Here is a 20,389-nt window from a genome sequence, read left to right as displayed (position 1 = left end):
CCAACTGAGCCCCAAAAATTTGGGGCTGAACATGCTAAGCGTTCATACTGACTTGTCGAATCAATGCCCAACCGACAGCAATGACTTGCCATAAAAAAACGAAACGAAAAATAAAATAAATAGCCAAGATGAGCAGAATAACCCATAAGCGTCAAAATTTGGTGATTTTGAAAAAAAGAATTGCATTTTACTCAAGATTTATATTAATCTGAAAGGGACTCATAGGAAAAGGAGATCACCATGGGTAAAAAAGACACAAATGTTGCTTTTGTAAATGGAAATAATAAAAGAAAACAACCTGATACTCATCAAAAATCACAACTTTTCTTTCATCAAAAACAAAGATCCCCATCATCTTTACAGAAAACTCAAAACCCACAGGAAGGACAACAACCCATTCAAGAAATAAGTTTACAGACTACCACTGACTTTTTATTAGCTGCAATTTTACAGGAATTAAAATTGCAAAATATGATTGAACTTAGCAAATTAAAAGCGCAACAACAACAAGAGGAAGCGGAGAAACAAGCTGCCGAAGAAATGCAAGAACAAGAGAGCAACCGCTTCGAAGAAATCCGAAATTCAATGTATATTTGATTTAAATTGCTTTTCTAACCCCCTTCAAATGTAGGCCAGTTTTAATCCTGGTCTACGTTTATTCATAAAAAAAATCTGTTCATTTCTTGAGCAATTAAAAAAAACGACTACACTCATAAAATATGAGCAAACTAAGATACCGATAATTTGTAATGTAATTTGTATTTGAAAACTATTTGGCTACTCTGATGAACTCAAAGAAAAAAATCGAAAGCATGGTTGAGCTGTTCACAGACCGTTGTCTTATGAACCCATCAGCTCCATTGTATTACTTCTCTTCAACGGGATTGTTTGAACACAGTGAGTTACTAACCTACGGCGAACTGCAACAAAAAATCCATTCCTTAGCTGCATTAATTCAACAATACGTAAAACCTGGAGACCGAGCCTTGTTGATTTTTTCACCAGGAATGGATTACATAGTGACTTTTTGGGCGTGCTTTTTTGCGGGAGTACTTGCTGTACCTGCTTATCCCCCGTTTGATAAAAGTACTGTTGAAAAATTACAGGCAATTATTAATAACTCGCAGCCCTCAATTATTTTATCAAATACAGAGATCATACAAAAAATAAAAAAACTGGGATTCATAAAAAATCTTGCCTCCATCCCCTTGATTCAAAAATTTGTTACTAAATTCTCAACCCAGGTGAATCATTTAATGGAATGGGATTTTCACCATTTTCGCTGGCTGGATATCAATAAAGCATCAGTGGATATGGCAAATTTATATAAGCCTGTATTACTTAAAAGCTCAGATATGTGCTATTTGCAATATACATCAGGATCAACTGCCATGCCTAAGGGCGTCATCGTACGACATGGAAATCTGTTGGATAATTTGAGCTTAGTCTATGAAACAATCGGTAAAACCAGCAATGAACATATGGTTTCCTGGTTGCCTCCCTATCATGATATGGGGCTGATAGGTAATTTGTTATTCCCTGTATATGCAGGCTTCCGCATTTTTATGATGTCTCCCATTACATTCCTAAGGCATCCCTATTTATGGCTAAAAGCAATTTCTGATTTTGGAGCACATATCAGTGGCGGACCAAATTTCGCGTATGAACTTTGTGAAAAAAGAATTGATGAACAGATAATTGGCAACAACTTGCAATTAGATTCATGGCGGGTGGCATACAATGGGGCGGAATATATTCATCATAGAACTTTAACGAATTTCCATAACAAATTTAGTAAATACGGCTTCCAAAAAAAATCTTTTTATCCAATTTACGGTTTGGCAGAATCCACTGTATTTGTCAGTGGTCACAAAAATGGGAATGACCATCCGCAACTTTTAAAAGTTGATGTGGAGTCTTTGCGTCAAAATAAAGTAGTCCTGGCGGACCATGTTGAAAATAATAAGCATACTGTTCTAGTTGGATGTGGTAAGCCCATGGTCCCCATAATTATTGCCTCTAAAGCCCCTTTTAAAAAGTGTGCCGAAGGCGAAATCGGAGAAATTTGGTTGCGAGGGCCTAGTGTTACCACTGGCTATTGGGAAAATGATGAGGTAACAAAAGAAACATTTCATGCTGATTTAACAAATTCGGAGGCCATGAAATATCTTAGAACTGGAGATTTGGGATTTTTATACAATGATAATTTATACATCACCGGAAGAATAAAAGAGCTCATTATAATCAATGGAAAAAATCACTATCCCTATGATATTGAAATATTTCTTGCCACATCAGATTCTCGCTTAAGAACAGGCTGTATCGCAGCATTTTCAATAAATGTCAGTGATTCCGAACAATTAGCCATTGTTGCCGAAGTGAAGCAACTTTTTTCCGAGCAAGAGCTTGAAGATATTGTAAATAAAATAAAAGTAAATATTAGTTCTAGTTTGGGCTTAACCCCTCATTTCATTGCGTTGTTACCACCCAAGAAAATTCCTAAGACCACAAGTGGCAAGTTGAGAAGAAACATCATTAAAAAATTGGTGGCTGACAATGAACTCAATGCGTTTTATGTATGGCAATCAGGAAGATGAAAAGATGATGAGTAAAGATCAGTTAAGTATTCGTGACATCGAGGATTATTTACAAAAAAATATAGCAACCATTCTAAGCCAGCCTAAGGAGAATATTGATATAACCTCTCCATTAATCAGTTTTGGTTTTGATTCTTTGCATATTCAACACTTCATTGCCAATATTGAAGATGACTTTCACATGCAAATTGATAATGAGTTAATCATTAATTTCGAGAATCCCCAAGAGCTTGCCAGCTATCTATTCGAGTGTATTAAGGAACAACAATTAAAGCCTGATCTCAGTAAGCTGCATCGTTTTTCAGAAACGAAACAAAAGAAAATAGAAAAAACTGAAGCGAATTATACTGAATTTAAAACCTATCCTCCTTACCTTCATCTAAAGAACATGCAAGCACAGTTAGGGGATAATATTTTTTTTGATGCCCAACAAGGAATATCTGAAAATACCTGTATCATTAATGGAAAAGAATATATTAATTTTACCTCCTATAATTATCTGGGTTTAGCTTCTCATCCAGAGATTATCTCCGCAAGTTGTGATGCAATTAGAAAATATGGAACCTCTGTTTCTGCAAGTCGACTCGTATCAGGACAAAAGATAATTCATCAAGAACTAGAGAATGAGTTAGCAAAACTGTTAGGTGTTGAAGATGCCCTGGTTTTTACGAGTGGCCATGCTACAAACGTTATGACTATTGCCCATCTCTATGGACCTGATGACTTGATTTTACATGATGAGCTTGCCCATAACAGTCTGGTACTCGGCGCGGTTTATTCTAAAGCCACCCGCATTGCGTTCCCTCACAACGATTGGCAGGCGGTTGATACTATTTTAACTAAAGATCGAGGTTTTTATAAAAGAGTATTAATTGTTATTGAAGGTATTTATAGTATGGATGGTGATATCGCCCCTCTTAATCATTTTATTCAGGTAAAAAACCGCCATGCTGCCTGGCTCATGATAGACGAGGCTCATTCCATGGGCGTTCTTGGGAAAAACGGTAGAGGGATTGCTGAACACTATGGCATTAATCCCATGGATGTAGAAATATGGATGGGAACTTTAAGTAAAGCTTTTGCAAGCTGCGGTGGATATATCGCCGGTACCAAGGAACTGATTGAATACTTAAAATACACCTGTCCAGGATTTGTATTTTCAGTAGGGCTCCCCCCCGCTAATACAGCCGCTGCATTATCATCGATAAGAACCATGGCAAAAGAGCCTGAACGAATTAGCCGGTTAAACGATTTAAGTCAATTAGCGAGAAAGACCGCCATTAACTATGGATTTAATATAGGATTAAATGAGCATACCCCCATTTTACCGATTATTTTGGGTGACTCACAAAAATGCATTCATACATCAAGGCAATGTTTTAGCCGTGGCGTAAATGTTAAGCCGATTATTTATCCCGCAGTTCCTGAAAATTCCGCTCGCTTACGCTTTTTTATTACTGCGATGCATACACCAGAGCAAATTCTCAAATCGTTTGAAATTTTATCTAAGTCAATTCGTACTTAACGATGGGTAACCACTTATGGCAGCAATTTCAGGATTAGGGATGATGAACGTGGACCTAAGCTACCCGGTGTTTCAGGCGCTGTTCTCGATCAGTCAAATCAGGTGGAGAAATTTTTAGCAGACTTACTATGTTTCGAACGTTTTTCTCAAAGCATGAGAATTCAAACAATCCGATCGCCTTGCTGTATTCTATAATTAAAAAGTAAATCCCATAGTAAAAACCATCTGCATTGAAGTTTTTTAAAAGAGAACCAACCAGGCAGAAAAATGAGGACCCGAAATTAAGGATTGTGACATGCTATCAAGAACGCTGTTTAGACGAGTACCAAAAGCCCCGGCTCTAATCAAAGAAGTACATGCGGCACATAAACCCAGCTTTGTCCGAGGCAGCCTTACTGGGGAAAGATGGCGGCATAAAAGTATGGGCAAAACCTTAGATTACATCATTGATACGAACAAACTCAAAGAACTTCATACACAAGCACAATTTAACTTAAGTCAATGGGAACAACAAAAAGTATCCCCTCCCAAATCAGTTGAAGTCGTCCCTAAAGATTGGGGCCTTGCAACACTTGAAGCAACCAAAAGACATGGCGTCACTTATTCTGTACTTAATATGGCTAATCCTGAATTCCCCGGAGGGGCTGCTTTGGAAGGTGGGAGTGCTCAAGAAGAAAATATGTGGCATCGCAGCACCTGTGCTCAATCCTTACTGGACAAAATAATTTATCTAGATAAAGCCACCATGACGTTTCGCTACACGAATATGGCAAAAAAATTATTAGAAGCCAAGATCAAAATGACGGATAAAGAATATGAAGCCTTAAAGCAACACAACAGCCAGGCCGATGCCATAGCCTATAAAGTATTATTTAACCGCCACCCCAGAATATGTTTCAGAGGACCAGAAGTAGTACCTGTGACCTCTGGTTTTGATGACGAAGGGTCCAGCAAACTCGCTGCAGACAGTGGCCTGAGTTATTCCTTTCTTCATCCCTCCACTATTTTCCCCTTTTATGAATTAAGATCAGCAGCCCCAGAATTTTCCATTGAACCCCACGAGTTGGCTCCAAAGGCTTTGCAACAATACACCACTGACTTGAGGAGACGGATCGCGGCCCAATTAGATACATTAATCATTGAAAACAAAACACACGTTATTTTAGGGGCCTGGGGTTGTGGGGCATTTAAAAATGATCCATCAGTAGTGGCCCAGATATACGCTGAGGAAATTGAAAAACGCGCCCATCTTTTCGACCATATAGTGTTTCCTATCATTAACACAGGCCCACATGATAATTACACCGTATTTGATCAATGCCTCACTGGTATGAAACTTGGAGAGATGCATTCGACGCTACTGAAACTTTGAGATGGCAAAAATCAGTTTTTTGCTTCTCCTCAAACTCTATCGATTAGCCTCACAAATCGAATGGTTAATAATTTGCTCAAATGAACAAAAAAGATTGAAGAAGATTGGTAAAGGCATTATATTGGGCAACTCAAGGAACAAGCTGCCGCTATTTTAATCATGCCGTATTCTGAATTAAACGAAATTTGTTTGGAATCAAAAACCATCATTCTTGGTAATCATAAAGCACATATTGGCGGCACCACCATGCCCTGGAGTGCGCTCAATGAACGCGATGCAACAGGAGCGGTGATTCTCCCCAAAAAAATCGCCGATTCGATCCTCTTTGCACATTTTGTATCCAATTTTGGTCGTAGTGAAGGGTATGAAGAATCCCATTGGAAGATTCATCTAAGCATCCATCCTTATGACCTTGGGAAGGCATGGGATATTATTTGCCCTATATTACTCGCGCAACAAGTTCCCTGTTTTAAAACAACTCGATTAGCACCCGCGCAAGTGATGCTAGAAGAGATGAAAAAAGTCAGCGAAGCCTTTTTAAGTCAGCGTAACCTGACGCTACACGATAAAAATCAAGCGATTCAGGATATTTTACGTGTATTCAACGGCATGCAAATTACCATTTACATCGAAGAAGGCAAGGAAAAAGACTACAACAATCTTTTGGAGCAGATTGAACCATTGCTTTATAACGCGGGAATTCGTCCTGGTGTCATTGATAGGAGTGACCGCGCGATAGGAATATACAGCTCTATTCGTCATGTTGGCCCGGGCTACACCACTCACGAAAAAGCTGCTGGATATAAATCCGTTGAAGTAACAGATCCCTTCAAACCCATCAAAACTAAATGGAATGATGTCCAAATAAAGTGGCACGGTTTAGATTACCCAAGACACCTTGCTAAAGTCAAAAGTACATTGCAACAGGTTTTGGATGGAAAAAGCGAATATGAGCAAGGTATCATTACTAAACGTGAATTTTTGCAAATTTGTGCGGTCGCAACTGAATTTTTCACACGTTGGCATCATTTAGTTTCGAAAGTTCCTGAAAAAACCACTTTATCCAGTAAGAATTGGGACTCCTTCAATAACTTCAAAAAATGGATTGATGACAGTTATAAGTTGATGCCTATACTTCGCGAGAATAACATCAAAAAAATTAAAGAAGCAGAAAATATTCTCTTGCAGACATCGCCAATTAATGAGGTAAAGGAGGAGCCATTAAGAAAACTTAAAAGACAAAATGCACGAATTGGTTTAATTCAACCTAAAGTATCGCGAGCAAATCCCGATCCTGGAGGCATGACGCCCCCACCAGGAGAAACCAAACACCATGAAAGTACGACAGGAATTTTCACCCAGTTGTATCAATATCGACAGGAAACTTTTAGAAAACTGAAAACACAATCTGAGACAGAGATCGGGAAATTATGCACCAAATCCGCGGGGCAAACTGAGATCGTCTATAAATCACCTGCTTTAAAATTCACTGACAAAACAAAATCAGCGCTAAGGAATTCTCCAGGTTTTTGGGAGCCTTTTATGAGGAGATTGAACGATGGACACAGCAGTACTCTTGCAGGTATTTTGCTCGGCATCATTATCACCATTTTACTTTCAAAACTTACCCTGGGATTAGCTCTAATCATCCCCCCTTTAGTTGGTGCAATCATCGGCGGCATATGCGATTGTCACATCGATACACCCACTGCCCCCACGCCAACAGTTGTCAAGAAAACCGCTGGGGTTACCTCAAGAAGTGTGGCTTCTATAAAAAAGGAACGTACTCTCGCAAGTTCAATGCCCAATTTAAATACGGTGCACCAAAAATCTTCATCAGGGATAAGAATGTATGGGCCTCAAGAGCCCAAAATCGATCAACGTGATCCTCATAAAATGCCTACTCCGCTCATGTAATTCGCTTGATACGTTTATCTAGCTAAACCATATCGAGAGAGTTTTTTGATGCTATGAAGCGGGTGACCCTTTTATTATATCTTTCTTAATTCAAGCTACACTTGTTATATAAGCCTTATTTAAGGAAGTCATGGGAATGAGTAACAAAGCACCCGTAATTATTGGTGATGTAAAAATCAAACCTGGAGAAAGGAAAACCATTTTATTACCCATGCCCAAGTTATATGACTGGACACCCATCAGTTTACCAATACATGTCATTAACGGTGTGGAGGAAGGTCCTTCATTATGCATTACTGCCGCAATACATGGTGATGAAATCAACGGTGTTGAGATCATCAGGCGCTTCTTGAAAAAAAAGGGACTCAAAAGGATCAAGGGGAACATCATTGCAATTCCTATTGTAAATGTATATGGTTTCTTATATCAGAAACGTTACCTCATGGATCGAAGAGACTTAAATCGATCGTTTCCTGGCAATTCCAATGGCTCACTTGCAGCCATTCTTGCAGAAATAATCAGCAAACAAATTTTATCCCAATCAACCCATGCGATTGACCTGCATACTGGCTCGAACCATCGTTTTAATTTGCCCCAAATTAGAGCAAACCTGGATATGCCAGGAATTGAAGAATTGGCCCTGGCATTTAATGTTCCTGTAATCCTGCATTCGACTTTTAGAGATGGTTCAATGCGCGAATATGCCAATGAACAAGGTATCCCCATCTTTGTTTATGAAGGGGGAGAGTCTTTGCGGTTTGATGAGCTTTCCATCAGAACTGGCATTAATGGGATTTTGAGTGTTATGGGCGCCTTAGGGATGATTCAACCAGGAAAATTCAGGGTAAAAAAATGCACACCTACGGTATCCAGAAACAGTTATTGGATTAGAGCCCCCATAAGCGGCATTTTAAGACACATTAAAAAATCAGGAAATCGGGTAGCTAAAGGACAAACGATAGCGGTTATTGCCAATCCAACCAGTACGGAAGAATACCAGTTAAAGTCACCTATTTCCGGGATTATTATTGGTGAAAATATGTTACCTCTGGTGCATTCAGGACAAGCCTTATTCCATATCGCAAGTTTTGAAAAATTAACCATCGTTGAAGAACAACTGGAAAACCTACAAGAAGCATTTGATTTGAACGACTATGAAGATTAACTTCATCAAAAGTAATCAAGCCAAAAGCGTAATAAAGTGGTTACCGCTTGGGGGGATTCCATAGGCGACATATGTCCTGAGTCCTCAATAATCGCTAATTTAGCATTGGGAAGGTGATCGCATAGTTCCTCATGTGTCGCCAAAGAAAAATTTTTATCTTGGCGAGCATGGATCACTAAGGTCGGCATGGTCAAAGAAGAGAGAAAGGAGCGACATTCCTGGCGCGCTAAAAGGATCTTTTGTTGTGCAATAAAAGTTTGTTGGCCAACACTTAAAAACATGGAATAGACTTCTGTTTTGACTCGCTCATCAACAACATAATCATCTGCAAGTGCTGCAGCGACCTCTGCAAATTCTCCTTGTTCAGACTGTTTGATCATCGAAATTCTTTTTTGATGTTTTTCCTTGGAGTCGGGTTGTGCCGATGTATTTAATAAACATAGTTTTAAAATGCGTTCGGGGACTCTCCTGGCAAGCTCCAATGCCAGCCATCCCCCCATGGAATGTCCCGCCAAGAAAAAATCACCTTCAACTTGATTTAAAATCTCTTGGATTAATTCTTCAGTGGTACTTCTCGCTAAGGGGATGCTTTGGCAGCGCACCAGATCCTGCAAATGATTGGTTTGATATGACCAAACTCGCTGATCTGATAAAACCCCAGGTAAAAAAATTAATGTTTTTTGCGACACAATTCCTCCTCTCAATTAAGAAGAACGTTTTCAGATAATAGCAATAAAAAAAAAGAAAAACAGTGATATCATTTATCTTCTTCCTATGCTTTGACTGAATGTAATAGAAAATAAAAAAATCGTTACCTTCGAGAATAGGCGAAACAAAATTAAAAGTATAAAATTTAACAACGCACTTTTTCTGCCTTGCAAGGTTTATTGTCTATGCCGAATCAATCATTGGATACTTATTTAAGCTTATGCACCCAAGTCTATGATTTGAGCAAGCCTCTCCCACCAAAGGATGCTTGGGATTTTTATCTAAGTTATGCACAAGAAGCGGATGGTCCTATTTTGGAGCCTATGTGTGGCACAGGTCGCTTTCTGCTGCCGATGTTAGGCCAAGGATTTGATGTCGAAGGGTTTGATGCAAGCCAATCGATGCTGGATGCGTTACATGCTAAAGCAAGAGCGCAACATTTAAATCCCAATATCTGGCATGGATACCTTGAAAAACTCCAGCAAGCAAAACAATACAGTTTAATCTTTATTCCTAGTGGTTCGTTTGGTCTTATTATTGATTTGGCTACGGTTAAACACGCGTTAAAGGTGATGTACGATCATTTAAAAGAAAATGGTCGCTTGATCTTTGAAACAGAAACCTTAAATGCCGTTCCTAAAGAATTGGGCATTTGGCGTGGTTCACGTTGGTATCGAGCCGATGGACAAATCATTTTGCTCAGTCAACTGGCCATACTCGAAGAATCAATTTGTTATTCAATTGGCAAATATGAATTAGTTGAAGCCAATCAACTGATAACAACTGAAATCGAGGAATATAAAATTCGGCTTTATGATGATCCATCCCTGTTACTGGATTTATTGCATGAAACGGGTTTTAAAGAAATTCGCCTACTTAAGGCATTTGATAGATCTGCATCCCCAGCTAAAAATGACGAGACGGTAATCTATGAATGCAGAAAGTAATCCGGCGTTTCTTTGGGCACAAAACTACCTGAATCAACATGGCTATTCCATACAAGGAACGTTTAAACAAATGCACCATGCTTCCTGGGCCAAGGTGCATCAAATTGCTACTACAAAAGGATTTTTTTATTTAAAACAAATACCGGAAGTCTTTGCTATTGAGCCTAATTTAATATTATACCTTCGCAGTTTTTTTCCAGCTTTAGTACCTGAAGTACTGAGTACTAATTTCGGTTTAGGTTGCTTTTTGATGAGTGATAGAGGGACGCCGCTTAGAGAAAGTATGGCGATGAACTATCAACTTGAATTGGCCAAAGAAGCACTTAAATCTTATGTAACCATCCAAATAGGTCTTATTAGTCAAATGGGTTCCTTGCTGGCGCTCGGAGTGCCTGATTGGCGTTTGACTAATTTACCGGATTTATATTTAAAATTGTTAGAGGAATCTGCTTTTTTAAAAGAGGATGGTTTGCGTACAAATGAGTGGCAGCAACTTATCTCTTTGCACCCCAAAGTGGTGGAGCTTTGCCAGCAACTAAGCCAATATGCAATTCCTGAAACAATAGAGCACAGTGATTTTCACGAGAATAATATTCTGCATCAAGCGCAGCATCTCACAATTATTGATTGGGGTGAAAGCGTTATCACCCACCCATTTTTTTCTCTCATTTCATTTTTGATGGACATGATGCACCAGCATCAGATCAAGGAACACAGTGAACGCTATGACATATTACGTGATAGCTATTTGAGTCATTGGCAGGCTTTTGAACCTCAAGAGCGATTATTGAACGCCTTCGCATTAGCAAAACGTTTAAGTCCAGTTAAATATTGCTTAAGTTTTTATCGCTTAACCCAATGCCCAGGATGGTATCCCATGGCGCGTCATCAAGGACGAATAGCGAGAGTACTGCGCAAATTCATCCAGTCAGAAATAAAAGATTAGCTCCCTTCTCCCCATGGGGATTGCAGGGAATAAGTTTCCTCGCCCCCCTCCCATCGGTGGGAGAGGAATTTGCTTCATTTTTCTTTCTGTATTTTACAACGCAATAATTTCCAGTAACCAAACAGATTGGTCTTTCGAGAATCCAACAGGATTAATGGCTTGTAATTAAGAAGAGATTGGACTGAAAAATCGGATCTAAAGCCAACAAGCTCATTAACTCGTGCAAATACTCTCTCAAAAAAACGAATTACAGAATGTTCCGAAGCAAAATGATTGACAAAGATTATCTCTGCCGTAGGCTTAGCAACGCGTGTTAATTCGCGCAAAAAAGCATTCACATCAGGGACGACAGAGGCCACATACATGGCCACTATGAAATCAAAACTGTTATCAGGAAACTCTAAATGGGCGGCATCCATAATCTTTAACTGCACACGCTCTTCGAGGTTATTTTTTACCACCTGCTCTTCTGCTTTTTCCAACATTTTTTCAGAAATATCAATTCCCGTAATGTGTAAATCTTCACGATACAGCGGTAAAGACAAACCCGTCCCAATACCAATTTCAAGGACTGTAGCGTGTTGCTTTGCTGCTTTGTTGACTACATCGGTACACAAAGAACGACCTGGGTTAAAAATAGAACCAAACAAAAAATCGTAGAATGAAGCGTAAACATTATAAACTTTTCTTATTGAGGCGACAGACATAACAAACTCCATAAAATGCGAATAATTTAATAATTAAATTATGGGTTCCTACCTATCTAATATAGACCTTAAAAGCAAAAAAAAATACTTTTAACTCCTTGTTTTAGAGTTCTATTTCCAATAATTAAATAATAATCCATGTTCACCAAACACGGGATCACTTTGGGGTAATCCAACGCGCTTTATCTGCTCGTCAACCTGGGGGTGTTCCTCTGCTATACCATACTTCATATCAAAATCGATATTGCCGGGATATGCGCCAATACATTTAAAGCCTGGGGATAAATGCAAACTTTTATGTGCTACTCCCGCAGGAATAATCACGACATCCCCCTGACTCACTGCATAAATCCTGCCTTCATCCCCTCCAAATTGAACGGTACCGACTCCTTCAATCATAACCAATACTTCATGCGTTGTACTGTGGTAATGATGGTAGTCGTAAATTGAATCAACCCATGATTGTCCCCAGTGATTTCGCTGTAACACTTGTTGTATGGCGTGCACTGACTGATTGGCTATTGCAAATGTCTGTTTATAGACTAACAACGGAAAACGAGGATTATTTGGAAAAAAACCATTCGGTAGAATAAGCTCCTGGAATAATTTGTGGGGGGATTTTGGCATTAACGCATCCATTTTTTATCCTTAGGCCCTCTAGGCGATTTCGACTCAAAATTATCGCTTAGATACCTCTCTGGGAGAGGTATTGGCCGATAAATTTTTATGGAGGAGTCGGTACAGTATATTCCACCTGTTCCTCTTCCTTTTTCTGGGAAAAAAAACGCCCCCTTTGTTTTTCTCTTCTTGCTTTAATTCCATCGGCATAACCTGTTTCAGGTCGTTGCCTTATTAAGGCGTCCTGATATTCCAAGCGTTCTTGTCCTTGATAAGAATCGGGATCATCTGAGGTAAGTCGACCGTTTGGAGCAATATAGGCTACTGATAATTGGCGTTTAAGACCTAGAGGGGTGAGTCTTCTTTCCTCTTGCTTACCTGAATTATTTTTTTGCTTCAACATGATAAACTCCTTTATTCTGAAATTAAAAATCCATACGCTTTTTTTAAACTTTATATCAAATATAAAGAAATGAAACAATGCAATTCAATTTGATCAATAATAAAATTACTGACAAAATACCTTTCAGCTTGTCTAATTAATTCAGGTTGCTTTATTTAAAATGTCATTAAAAATTGACTTAAACCATCCCATTTTTCTGCTAAAAAATAAAATTCAGGAAGTCAGTAAAAATTTATTGGACGCATTTGGATTTAATTATTTTCAATATTTACGATGTTTTGCGGATGGCTCAATTAATTGTTTGACCAACAATACCGGTCTCTTTGAATACTTCCAACACATTGAGAATGAACCTGTGGTGTTCTCATCATTTGAAAACGATCATGAAAAAACGCACTCATACTGGTTTCTTTGGGATGAAGAATTGCCTAGTACACCAGTGCAAATTGCCCGCGAAAAATTTAATATGCACAATGGGCTGACCTTAGTCCGCCGCAGTAAAAATTATTACGATATGATTGCGGTTGCCTTACCCTATGAACAAGAACATGCGGGATCTTTTTATCTCAATAAACTCAAAGCAATTGAGCAGTTTATTTTTGATTTTGATCTTCAAAACAAAGAATTAATCCAACAACTGAATAAAAACCCCATCGCTTTACCTGAAGCCTATCGTGATGTGAATTACAAAGATATTTGCCTGACTCAAGGCCGAATCCCTGTGATTGGAAAAAGTGGAGCGACCTACCTCACGGGACAAGAATTAACCTGTCTCAGATTATTGCTGCAAGGAGCAACCCACAAACAAATCGCTCAATTTCTTGAGCTTTCACCTCGAACAGTAGATACCTATTTGCTGCGTATCAAACAACGGACAGGATATTCTTCCAAATTAGAAATGGAGCGGATGTTGTATCTATGTTCGGCACTATAGGGTTTTACTAGTGTCCGTGTTTGTAACGGACAGACAACTTCTTTTTCGTTTTCTATACTCCGGCAAAAATTGGTCCAGGAGAATAACTTATGAAACGTCCAGAAATAAAACCAGCAGAGCAACTCTTTAAACAATTTTGTGATGGGTATGAACAACGTAATTTACCTTTGTTACTCAGTCTTTTTACTCAACATACGAATGTTTGGGGATCTGCACTTGATGAATATCGTATCGGCTTAAAAGAAATAGAAGAACAATTTAGAAGGGATTGGAGCCAATCAGAGCAGGGTAAAATAGAAATAATTCGTTTTGTTCCAACTCCTGAAGATGCCATGTGGGCTGCCGCAGTATGTAATGCACGCATTACCATCGAGGGCAAGGAGCATCTATTCGAACATTTGCGTGGTACCCTAACCATCGAAAAAGAGGAGGGAGCCTGGAAGATTGCACACATGCACTGTTCTTTCCCTGATTATCGAAATGCTGAACATGGATCTTTTCCAGTAGGAAATGAATAATGAAGATTTAGCTAAGATCTTAGCTTGGGTGTAAGTCCGAGGAACAGCAAGCGGTTTCTCCCCTACGCTCAGGCTGCACGATATTGTATCACTGAGATTCCATCCCCTTTTTTACCGAATCAATAATCACCACTCGTTTGAGTTTTTTAGCTTTTTTATTAAGAAAAAACAAAAATCTCCAAATTGTCTATACTTATTCTGTCCTGTTAATAAAAGTGACAGCCTTGGCTTCATATTATTCATAAGAGAAAAAAAGAAATTGTGTTTAAACTTCAACCATGAGGACAGAAAAAATGGATCTGAGTAAGCGTATAGAACCAAAAACCTGGGCTTTCGTTGAAAAAATCAAGAAAGCTGGTGGTAAACCGATTTATGATCTTCCAGTACAAGAAGGAAGAGCCATTTTTGATAAATTGCAAGAAGCCCCTTCAATAAAAGAACCTGCGGTAGATATTGAAGATCGTTTTATTCAACATGCCAAAGGGAAAGTAGGCATTCGTATTATTCGTCCCAAAGGCTCAAAAGAAAAACTACCCGTAGTCATGTTCTATCATGGTGCAGGTTGGGTTTTTGGAGATTGGCAAACTCATGGACGTCTTGTGCGTGAACTTGCAGTGGGTGCTCATGCTGCAGTTGTATTTGTCAATTATTCTTTAGCTCCGGAAGCACAATACCCAACTCAAATTGAAGAAGATTATTCGGCGTTGAAATACATTGCAGAGCATGGCAAAGAACTCAACCTGGATACTTCTCGTTTAGCCGTTGCGGGTGATAGTGTCGGAGGAAACATGGCCGCAGTGATGACCATTCTTGCCAAACAACGTGGCGGTCCTAAAATTGATTATCAAGTGCTCATTTATCCAGTAACTGATGCCAACTTTGAAAATGACTCCTACAAAGAATTTGCTGATGGCCCTTGGTTAACCAAAAAAGCCATGGAGTGGTTTTGGGACAATTATTTACCCGATAAAGCAAAAAGAAAAGAAATCACCGCATGTCCGTTGCAAGCCACTGTTGATCAACTCAAAGGGTTACCTCCAGCACTAGTAATTAATGGTGAATGTGACGTATTGCGGGATGAAGGTGAAGCATATGAGCATAAGCTTAATGCAGCGGGTGTTCCCGTCACCGGAATCCGCCATCACGGCACTATTCATGATTTCGTCATGCTCAATGATCTTTTTGATACTCCAGCATGTCGTAGTGCAATCGAAACCATCAACAGTCATTTGCGTATGGCATTTGCCAAGAAGCACTAATTGAATACACTCGAGGGATACGGCAAGTATCCCTCTTTTTTTTATAACAGTTCAAAATTCGAAACCGTTTTTTTATTTTCAGATTCTTTGTTTTTAATGCCTGTAAATAAAGGCTCTTGATACCCTCCTGGAAGGCCTTCTTTGGAAAAGACAATTTGCCATAACTGGTTTGAACGAGCACGAAAAGAACCGGCACATGCTAATAAATAATAGCGCCACATACGATAAAAATGTTGGTCATATTGTTCCTTTAAACGCTCCCAATTTTGCTCGAAGCGGTCATGCCAGGCCATTAGGGTGTTGTCATAATAAGCCCCAAAGTTTGCCCAGTTTTCCATAACAAATAATCCTTCTGAAGCTTTACTGATTTGCTCCATAGACGGAATCACACCATTAGGAAATATATATTTATTAATCCAGGGATCACAGGATTTGGTCGTTTCGTTTCCGCCAATAGTATGTAACAAAAACAAACCATTATCTTGAAGACAATCACGAGCCTTTTGCATGTAAACACGATAATTTCGATAACCTACATGCTCAAACATCCCTAAAGAGACCACTCGATCAAATTGTTCATAAATATCCCGATAATCCTGGAAGCGGATTTCAATAGGCAACCCAGAACAATTTTGTCTGGCATATTCATACTGTTCTTTGGATATGGTGATCCCCACCACACTGACACCATAATGCTCCACCGCATATTTGGCAAAAGCACCAAAACCACAGCCTATGTCTAGTACACGCATCCCCGGTTCGAGTTTTAATTTCTGGCAACTTAATTCCAATTTATTCAATTGTGCCGTATCAAGATCATTGGCATTTTTCCAATAACCGCAGGTGTAATTCATACGGCTATCCAGCATGGATTTAAATAGTTCATTGCCTAAATCATAGTGTCTTCGACCTACTTCCAGGGCTCGTTTTTTAGATTGATGATTAATTAATTTGAGCCAAATTAATTTTGGCCATAACCATTTGTCGGCTTTGACTTTTTGATCCAGCTGCGCCCGCAGAATACGGGTAAAAAATTGGTCGAGGCTTTGACAATCCCACCATCCATCCATGTAGGTCTCGCCTAGTGCTAAAGAACCCTCATTAAAAATACGTTGGTAAAATTCTTCATTATTAATTTGAATATCCCAAGGTTCATTCCCATTGGGCGTAATACCAGCCAAATGCAACAGATCTGTTGTAATTTTCTTAATTTGCTGATTCATGAGTAGACTCATCCATTTGTACTACACAATTCAAAAACTTTAAGCTGAGTAATTGTTATTGCTTTCGATTACTTAACTTATCCTGTAAAAAAATAAATACCTCAAACAACAAAAGTATTAATACAATATATTTTCCATACATTAGCACTGTCTGTACTATAAATTTGTTACCCACATGTTGTTTGTATAAGGCAAAAGAAAATGAATAATACATTCCTAAAGTAAAAATTCGGGTCCATTGAGAAAGATTATAAACAAAAATGCCATCAATAAAACCTGCTATTTTTACTCGATGGTACATTTTAATGAAACTCATTCCCTCAACAAGAAATAATAAACTGGTTGCAAGAATCCAAGTATTAAGAATTACCCTATCATCAAGAGCGTGAGTCGCTGTACTGGCCAATCCCGAGATGGACAGGGCGCCATGAATGATACTGTTTCCATTACTCCAACCTAACAGCAAACGTTTCTTTGAGCATGAAAGCAAATACTTCCCAACAATCATGATCCCAATGACATAGAAAAAATAACCCAAAATTATTAATATCTGGCTTATTAAAATCGGCATTACTGATGCAAACAAAGAATGGGTAAGCAACGCTAATGCTTGCGTACTCACTGTAAGAAGTAAAATATTTCCTGTATGTATTTTTATTTTTTTAAAAAAAATGCGCTGTAAATTGATTAATGAAATAACGAGATAAATCGGCCAAAAAAATAACGCGCAAAAGGCACACAGCCAAATAACCAAATCCCAGGAGGGAAATTCTTGTAAAAATAAGAGTGTTAAAACTGAAGAACCGGCTACCCACGTCCCGATCCCAAATTGATTTATTGCGCTGGTAGTAAACAAATTAAATTGTCCTGCAATAGAACATTTTACAAAAAAGCATATTAAATAAAGCTCTATAACCAACAACTCCAGGATAATGAGTCGTTTAACCAAAGGGGTTACCAATTGAAATTGCGGCAACACATCAAAAGTGGCAATCCCAATAGCCATAACAATGCTGCCGGCAGAGGTCTGGCAACAGACGCCATTCTTATAAAAGTGATGCACCAAAGCTGAGACTAAAAATAAAATCAAGAGATACAGAACTGAATAATATTCCATAAAGTGATGATCTCAGAGAGGACCCAGTTAAAGTCGTATTCCATTCATTCTACACATTTCAACTTATAAGAAAACTCCCTGGCGTGCAAATTGCATGTGGATACAAAGCTACCTTTTAATTTTTGTAGTTCGCTTTTTCCTATCGACCTAATTTTAAGATAGCGCGCCTTAAATTTTTTAGTGAGGATAAAATTATGCCCCTAACCAGTGCATTAAATGGATTAAGCAGTATCAGCGCTCTTAGCCTTTCACAACCTGAAGCCATCGCAGGTTTAGTAGCTCTTGGGATAGTAGGTACAGGAGCAGTCATTGCAATTGCTCATAAAAAATGGGAGCACTATGAAGAAAAAAAACATAGAGATGAAATTGAAGACATCAATCGACGCCATAAACATTTCTTGGAAAAAATTGAAGTCCCTGGTTATGGAGTCATTCAAGGCTTCCCACCCATTTTCAAATTTACCCTTGAAAATGACATCAAATCAGTAGATTCCCTGCACTATACAGTGGATGATATTAAGGAAATAGGCAGAAAACTCCCACAAGTACCCACTGAATTATCCTCATACAGACAATCCATTCTCCATGCCATCTTAAAATTAAAAGAGTATTATTTAAGTCGAGATAATCATAATGATACTACCGCAGGTGTTCTTTCCTATTTACTCAATATTTTACAAAACAGATGCTTAAGCTTCGAAGGCTATGATTTTGATTCTGCATATCTTAGCGCGCTGACCGACTTTATTGATGATTATGCATCTAAAGAAGGACGGGAAAATAGCCAGCATTTTAAACGTTTACAACCAGTATATACCTACTTATTGGATGCCAAACAACACTTGGACAAACATAAAGAGTCACTGTCATTACGCGAATTAGTCAATGAACTTAGAGAAACCTGCCTTGATGACAGTAATCGATTGTTACGACTCTTAGTAAAAATGGTGGTGCCCGAGAAAGAAAAGGATTTAGCAGATACAGTAGCCCTTGATGAGCTGGAAAATAATATGGTCCGTAGAGAGTATATTAAATCTGAAGTATGGGGGGCGGTACTTAGTAAATTTCATGAAATCAATTTACCGGAAGCTGTATTTAAAGACTGGATCATGGGCTTGGCTGCATACTATCTCAAATCCCTAAGGCCTTGTTCCATTTTGAAAGAAAAAAAAGTCATATCACCCGCCGATCTTTTTGCGTTCACGGATTGGGCACAAACCATTCAGCAGCAACCAAGCAAAACATCAAAAGACAAGTCACGGTTAGACAAAGAGTTAAAAGCGATATTGCGGGTATTTAGTGACTCACGCAATTTTATTAACACCAAAAGAGTGGGTCCTGAAAAAGATCCCGAATTTGTGGTGGTTAATGAAGATCACGAGTTGCTGGAGCGAACTGTCATTATGGCAAATTTTGCCCACTTAATTCACGCCATTATTTCCTTACAAGCATTTTGCTCTCACTTATTACACAGCATAGAACAATTGGGAGCAATTTATATTAATGATCCGCAGCATTTTACTGAAATTTTTACGGTACTCGACAATTTATGTAGGGTTGTTGAAGCCGACCTGCAACACGTCAAAGAATCGTTCGTCGCGATCTCTAAAGCTAACAAAAATACCATGCGCCTTGCAAAAGAAGGATTATTTCCCAAAGAAATTATCATGGTTCTCGAGTCAGTAGAACACATGCTACTGAAGCTTGGCACCCAAGTTAAAGAATATAAAAATCGTCACTCTGAACCATCAGAATCAGCAACTAGGACAGCGGTTTATGAGATGCTTGCCGTCGCTCAGTTTTTCGAAAAAATGTATACCCTACCTCAAACCATTGCACAAACGATAAATCCAGCTATGGACGCTAAAAATAAAATTGCAGACACGCCAATCAAAGTCACTGCCCCAACGAAGTCATTATTAAAAGAAACCATCGCTAAAGATGAATTATTGGACATCAACCGAAAAGAAAGGGTTTTAAATGATCTGGATCAGCAAATAAGACAGCAGATTGATGCGATGCAAAAAGAGCAGCCATCCGATTTTAACCGAGCCAAATATCAAAAAATCAGTTATTCCTTGAGGATCTTGAAAATTAAATCCATGGCGATGTTACAAGAAAAATCAACAGACGACGAACGGGTAGATAAAGCCAATAAAACCTATACGTTAGTTCTCTCTTTATATCAAACAACCCTTGAATTTTTGATGCTTCCTCAACAAATGCGAACGGAACAGTCTGGTACGTTTATCCAAAAAATTCAGGATGAATTAAACAATCATGAAAACAGGGCATTCATTGATAAACATCGAGATCCCCTCCCTAAATTCATAGCACAACATTTTGGTTTTTTTCATACGGATACTCGCAATAAATTATCTGCATTGCAACAAGCTTACGAAGGGTTGCACATTCAATCTGCATAGGTGCATT

General features: G+C 38.7%; 18 protein-coding genes. 12 read left to right on the top strand and 6 right to left on the bottom strand.

Annotation, left to right across the window (positions count from 1 at the left end; translation table 11 throughout):
- The first annotated feature begins 240 nt into the window (after positions 1-240).
- From ACF8MK_RS05365 to ACF8MK_RS05340, 6 genes are all read left to right on the top strand, one after another.
- A complete protein-coding gene (locus ACF8MK_RS05365; RefSeq protein WP_392538481.1) occupies positions 241-597 on the top strand; it encodes a hypothetical protein in 357 nt (118 codons plus the stop codon).
- A 188-nt stretch (positions 598-785) separates the two neighbouring features.
- Complete coding sequence (locus tag ACF8MK_RS05360) at positions 786-2,597, top strand: fatty acyl-AMP ligase (RefSeq protein WP_392538480.1); 1,812 nt, start codon at positions 786-788, stop codon at positions 2,595-2,597.
- Entirely contained in the window at positions 2,557-4,122 is a 1,566-nt protein-coding gene (locus tag ACF8MK_RS05355) for an aminotransferase class I/II-fold pyridoxal phosphate-dependent enzyme (RefSeq protein ID WP_392538479.1), read from the top strand. The genes ACF8MK_RS05360 and ACF8MK_RS05355 overlap by 41 nt, the downstream gene beginning before the upstream one ends.
- Positions 4,123-4,417: 295 nt before the next feature.
- A complete protein-coding gene (locus ACF8MK_RS05350; RefSeq protein ID WP_265703708.1) occupies positions 4,418-5,494 on the top strand; it encodes a poly(ADP-ribose) glycohydrolase domain-containing protein in 1,077 nt (358 codons plus the stop codon).
- 159 nt (positions 5,495-5,653) lie between these two features.
- Positions 5,654-7,411 (top strand): hypothetical protein, encoded by a 1,758-nt coding sequence (locus ACF8MK_RS05345; RefSeq protein WP_392538478.1) that lies wholly within the window; start codon positions 5,654-5,656, stop codon positions 7,409-7,411.
- A 136-nt stretch (positions 7,412-7,547) separates the two neighbouring features.
- A complete protein-coding gene (locus tag ACF8MK_RS05340) occupies positions 7,548-8,576 on the top strand; it encodes a succinylglutamate desuccinylase/aspartoacylase family protein (protein ID WP_265703706.1) in 1,029 nt (342 codons plus the stop codon).
- A gap of 5 nt (positions 8,577-8,581) precedes the next feature.
- On the opposite strand, the gene ACF8MK_RS05335 is transcribed toward ACF8MK_RS05340, so the two are convergent.
- Positions 8,582-9,265: an alpha/beta fold hydrolase gene (locus ACF8MK_RS05335; protein WP_392538477.1), complete on the bottom strand. Its 684-nt coding sequence runs from the start codon at positions 9,263-9,265 to the stop codon at positions 8,582-8,584.
- Positions 9,266-9,469: 204 nt separating this feature from the next.
- On the opposite strand from ACF8MK_RS05335, the gene ACF8MK_RS05330 reads away from it, so the two are divergent.
- On the top strand, positions 9,470-10,231 hold the full coding sequence (locus tag ACF8MK_RS05330; RefSeq protein ID WP_265703704.1) for a bifunctional 2-polyprenyl-6-hydroxyphenol methylase/3-demethylubiquinol 3-O-methyltransferase UbiG: 762 nt from the start codon (positions 9,470-9,472) through the stop codon (positions 10,229-10,231).
- Complete coding sequence (locus ACF8MK_RS05325; protein WP_392538476.1) at positions 10,215-11,177, top strand: phosphotransferase; 963 nt, start codon at positions 10,215-10,217, stop codon at positions 11,175-11,177. Before ACF8MK_RS05330 ends, ACF8MK_RS05325 begins: the two co-directional genes overlap by 17 nt.
- 74 nt (positions 11,178-11,251) lie before the next feature.
- Here the strand turns inward: ACF8MK_RS05325 and ACF8MK_RS05320 are convergent, their stop codons facing one another.
- The 3 genes from ACF8MK_RS05320 to ACF8MK_RS05310 all read right to left on the bottom strand — a co-directional run bounded on the left by ACF8MK_RS05320 (position 11,252) and on the right by ACF8MK_RS05310 (position 12,905).
- The gene (locus ACF8MK_RS05320; RefSeq protein WP_265703702.1) at positions 11,252-11,884 is read right to left on the bottom strand and encodes a class I SAM-dependent methyltransferase; all 633 of its coding nucleotides are present in this window, start codon (positions 11,882-11,884) and stop codon (positions 11,252-11,254) included.
- Positions 11,885-11,995: 111 nt separating this feature from the next.
- The gene (locus ACF8MK_RS05315) at positions 11,996-12,511 is read right to left on the bottom strand and encodes a cupin domain-containing protein (protein ID WP_392538475.1); all 516 of its coding nucleotides are present in this window, start codon (positions 12,509-12,511) and stop codon (positions 11,996-11,998) included.
- A 97-nt stretch (positions 12,512-12,608) separates the two neighbouring features.
- Positions 12,609-12,905, bottom strand: coding sequence for a hypothetical protein (locus ACF8MK_RS05310; protein WP_392538474.1), 297 nt, complete (start codon positions 12,903-12,905; stop codon positions 12,609-12,611).
- A gap of 160 nt (positions 12,906-13,065) precedes the next feature.
- Between ACF8MK_RS05310 and ACF8MK_RS05305 the strand changes: the two genes are divergently transcribed.
- The 3 genes from ACF8MK_RS05305 (at position 13,066) to ACF8MK_RS05295 (ending at position 15,616) form a co-directional block, all read left to right on the top strand.
- Positions 13,066-13,839, top strand: coding sequence for a helix-turn-helix transcriptional regulator (locus ACF8MK_RS05305; RefSeq protein ID WP_392538473.1), 774 nt, complete (start codon positions 13,066-13,068; stop codon positions 13,837-13,839).
- A gap of 89 nt (positions 13,840-13,928) precedes the next feature.
- Positions 13,929-14,357 carry a nuclear transport factor 2 family protein gene (locus ACF8MK_RS05300; protein WP_392538472.1) on the top strand — a complete coding sequence of 143 codons (429 nt, stop codon included), beginning with the start codon at positions 13,929-13,931 and terminating at the stop codon, positions 14,355-14,357.
- Positions 14,358-14,650: 293 nt separating this feature from the next.
- A complete protein-coding gene (locus ACF8MK_RS05295; RefSeq protein WP_265703697.1) occupies positions 14,651-15,616 on the top strand; it encodes an alpha/beta hydrolase in 966 nt (321 codons plus the stop codon).
- Between the two features lie 41 nt (positions 15,617-15,657).
- On the opposite strand, the gene cfa is transcribed toward ACF8MK_RS05295, so the two are convergent.
- Positions 15,658-16,839 carry a cyclopropane fatty acyl phospholipid synthase gene (gene cfa, locus ACF8MK_RS05290; RefSeq protein ID WP_392538471.1) on the bottom strand — a complete coding sequence of 394 codons (1,182 nt, stop codon included), beginning with the start codon at positions 16,837-16,839 and terminating at the stop codon, positions 15,658-15,660.
- 55 nt (positions 16,840-16,894) lie between these two features.
- Complete coding sequence (locus ACF8MK_RS05285; RefSeq protein ID WP_392538470.1) at positions 16,895-17,956, bottom strand: hypothetical protein; 1,062 nt, start codon at positions 17,954-17,956, stop codon at positions 16,895-16,897.
- A 194-nt stretch (positions 17,957-18,150) separates the two neighbouring features.
- On the opposite strand from ACF8MK_RS05285, the gene ACF8MK_RS05280 reads away from it, so the two are divergent.
- Entirely contained in the window at positions 18,151-20,382 is a 2,232-nt protein-coding gene (locus tag ACF8MK_RS05280) for a hypothetical protein (RefSeq protein ID WP_392538469.1), read from the top strand.
- The last annotated feature ends 7 nt before the right edge of the window (positions 20,383-20,389 follow it).

This window comes from Legionella sp. 227 (genome assembly GCF_043161935.1).
GTDB lineage: Bacteria > Pseudomonadota > Gammaproteobacteria > Legionellales > Legionellaceae > Legionella > Legionella sheltonii.
The sequence above is the reverse complement of the archived record's forward strand: the minus strand, read 5'-3'. Positions and strand labels throughout refer to the sequence as shown.

Bases quoted from the DNA above. Each gene is read 5' to 3' on its own strand.
- ACF8MK_RS05280 (WP_392538469.1), top strand. From the start codon at position 18,151: ATGCCCCTAACCAGTGCATTAAATGGATTAAGCAGTATCAGCGCTCTT.
- ACF8MK_RS05320 (WP_265703702.1), bottom strand. From the start codon at position 11,884: ATGTCTGTCGCCTCAATAAGAAAAGTTTATAATGTTTACGCTTCATTC.
- ACF8MK_RS05330 (WP_265703704.1), top strand. From the start codon at position 9,470: ATGCCGAATCAATCATTGGATACTTATTTAAGCTTATGCACCCAAGTC.
- cfa (WP_392538471.1), bottom strand. From the start codon at position 16,839: ATGAATCAGCAAATTAAGAAAATTACAACAGATCTGTTGCATTTGGCT.
- ACF8MK_RS05300 (WP_392538472.1), top strand. From the start codon at position 13,929: ATGAAACGTCCAGAAATAAAACCAGCAGAGCAACTCTTTAAACAATTT.
- ACF8MK_RS05340 (WP_265703706.1), top strand. From the start codon at position 7,548: ATGAGTAACAAAGCACCCGTAATTATTGGTGATGTAAAAATCAAACCT.
- ACF8MK_RS05360 (WP_392538480.1), top strand. From the start codon at position 786: ATGAACTCAAAGAAAAAAATCGAAAGCATGGTTGAGCTGTTCACAGAC.
- ACF8MK_RS05285 (WP_392538470.1), bottom strand. From the start codon at position 17,956: ATGGAATATTATTCAGTTCTGTATCTCTTGATTTTATTTTTAGTCTCA.
- ACF8MK_RS05365 (WP_392538481.1), top strand. From the start codon at position 241: ATGGGTAAAAAAGACACAAATGTTGCTTTTGTAAATGGAAATAATAAA.
- ACF8MK_RS05310 (WP_392538474.1), bottom strand. From the start codon at position 12,905: ATGTTGAAGCAAAAAAATAATTCAGGTAAGCAAGAGGAAAGAAGACTC.
- ACF8MK_RS05295 (WP_265703697.1), top strand. From the start codon at position 14,651: ATGGATCTGAGTAAGCGTATAGAACCAAAAACCTGGGCTTTCGTTGAA.
- ACF8MK_RS05350 (WP_265703708.1), top strand. From the start codon at position 4,418: ATGCTATCAAGAACGCTGTTTAGACGAGTACCAAAAGCCCCGGCTCTA.
- ACF8MK_RS05355 (WP_392538479.1), top strand. From the start codon at position 2,557: ATGAACTCAATGCGTTTTATGTATGGCAATCAGGAAGATGAAAAGATG.
- ACF8MK_RS05325 (WP_392538476.1), top strand. From the start codon at position 10,215: ATGAATGCAGAAAGTAATCCGGCGTTTCTTTGGGCACAAAACTACCTG.
- ACF8MK_RS05305 (WP_392538473.1), top strand. From the start codon at position 13,066: ATGTCATTAAAAATTGACTTAAACCATCCCATTTTTCTGCTAAAAAAT.
- ACF8MK_RS05315 (WP_392538475.1), bottom strand. From the start codon at position 12,511: ATGCCAAAATCCCCCCACAAATTATTCCAGGAGCTTATTCTACCGAAT.
- ACF8MK_RS05345 (WP_392538478.1), top strand. From the start codon at position 5,654: ATGCCGTATTCTGAATTAAACGAAATTTGTTTGGAATCAAAAACCATC.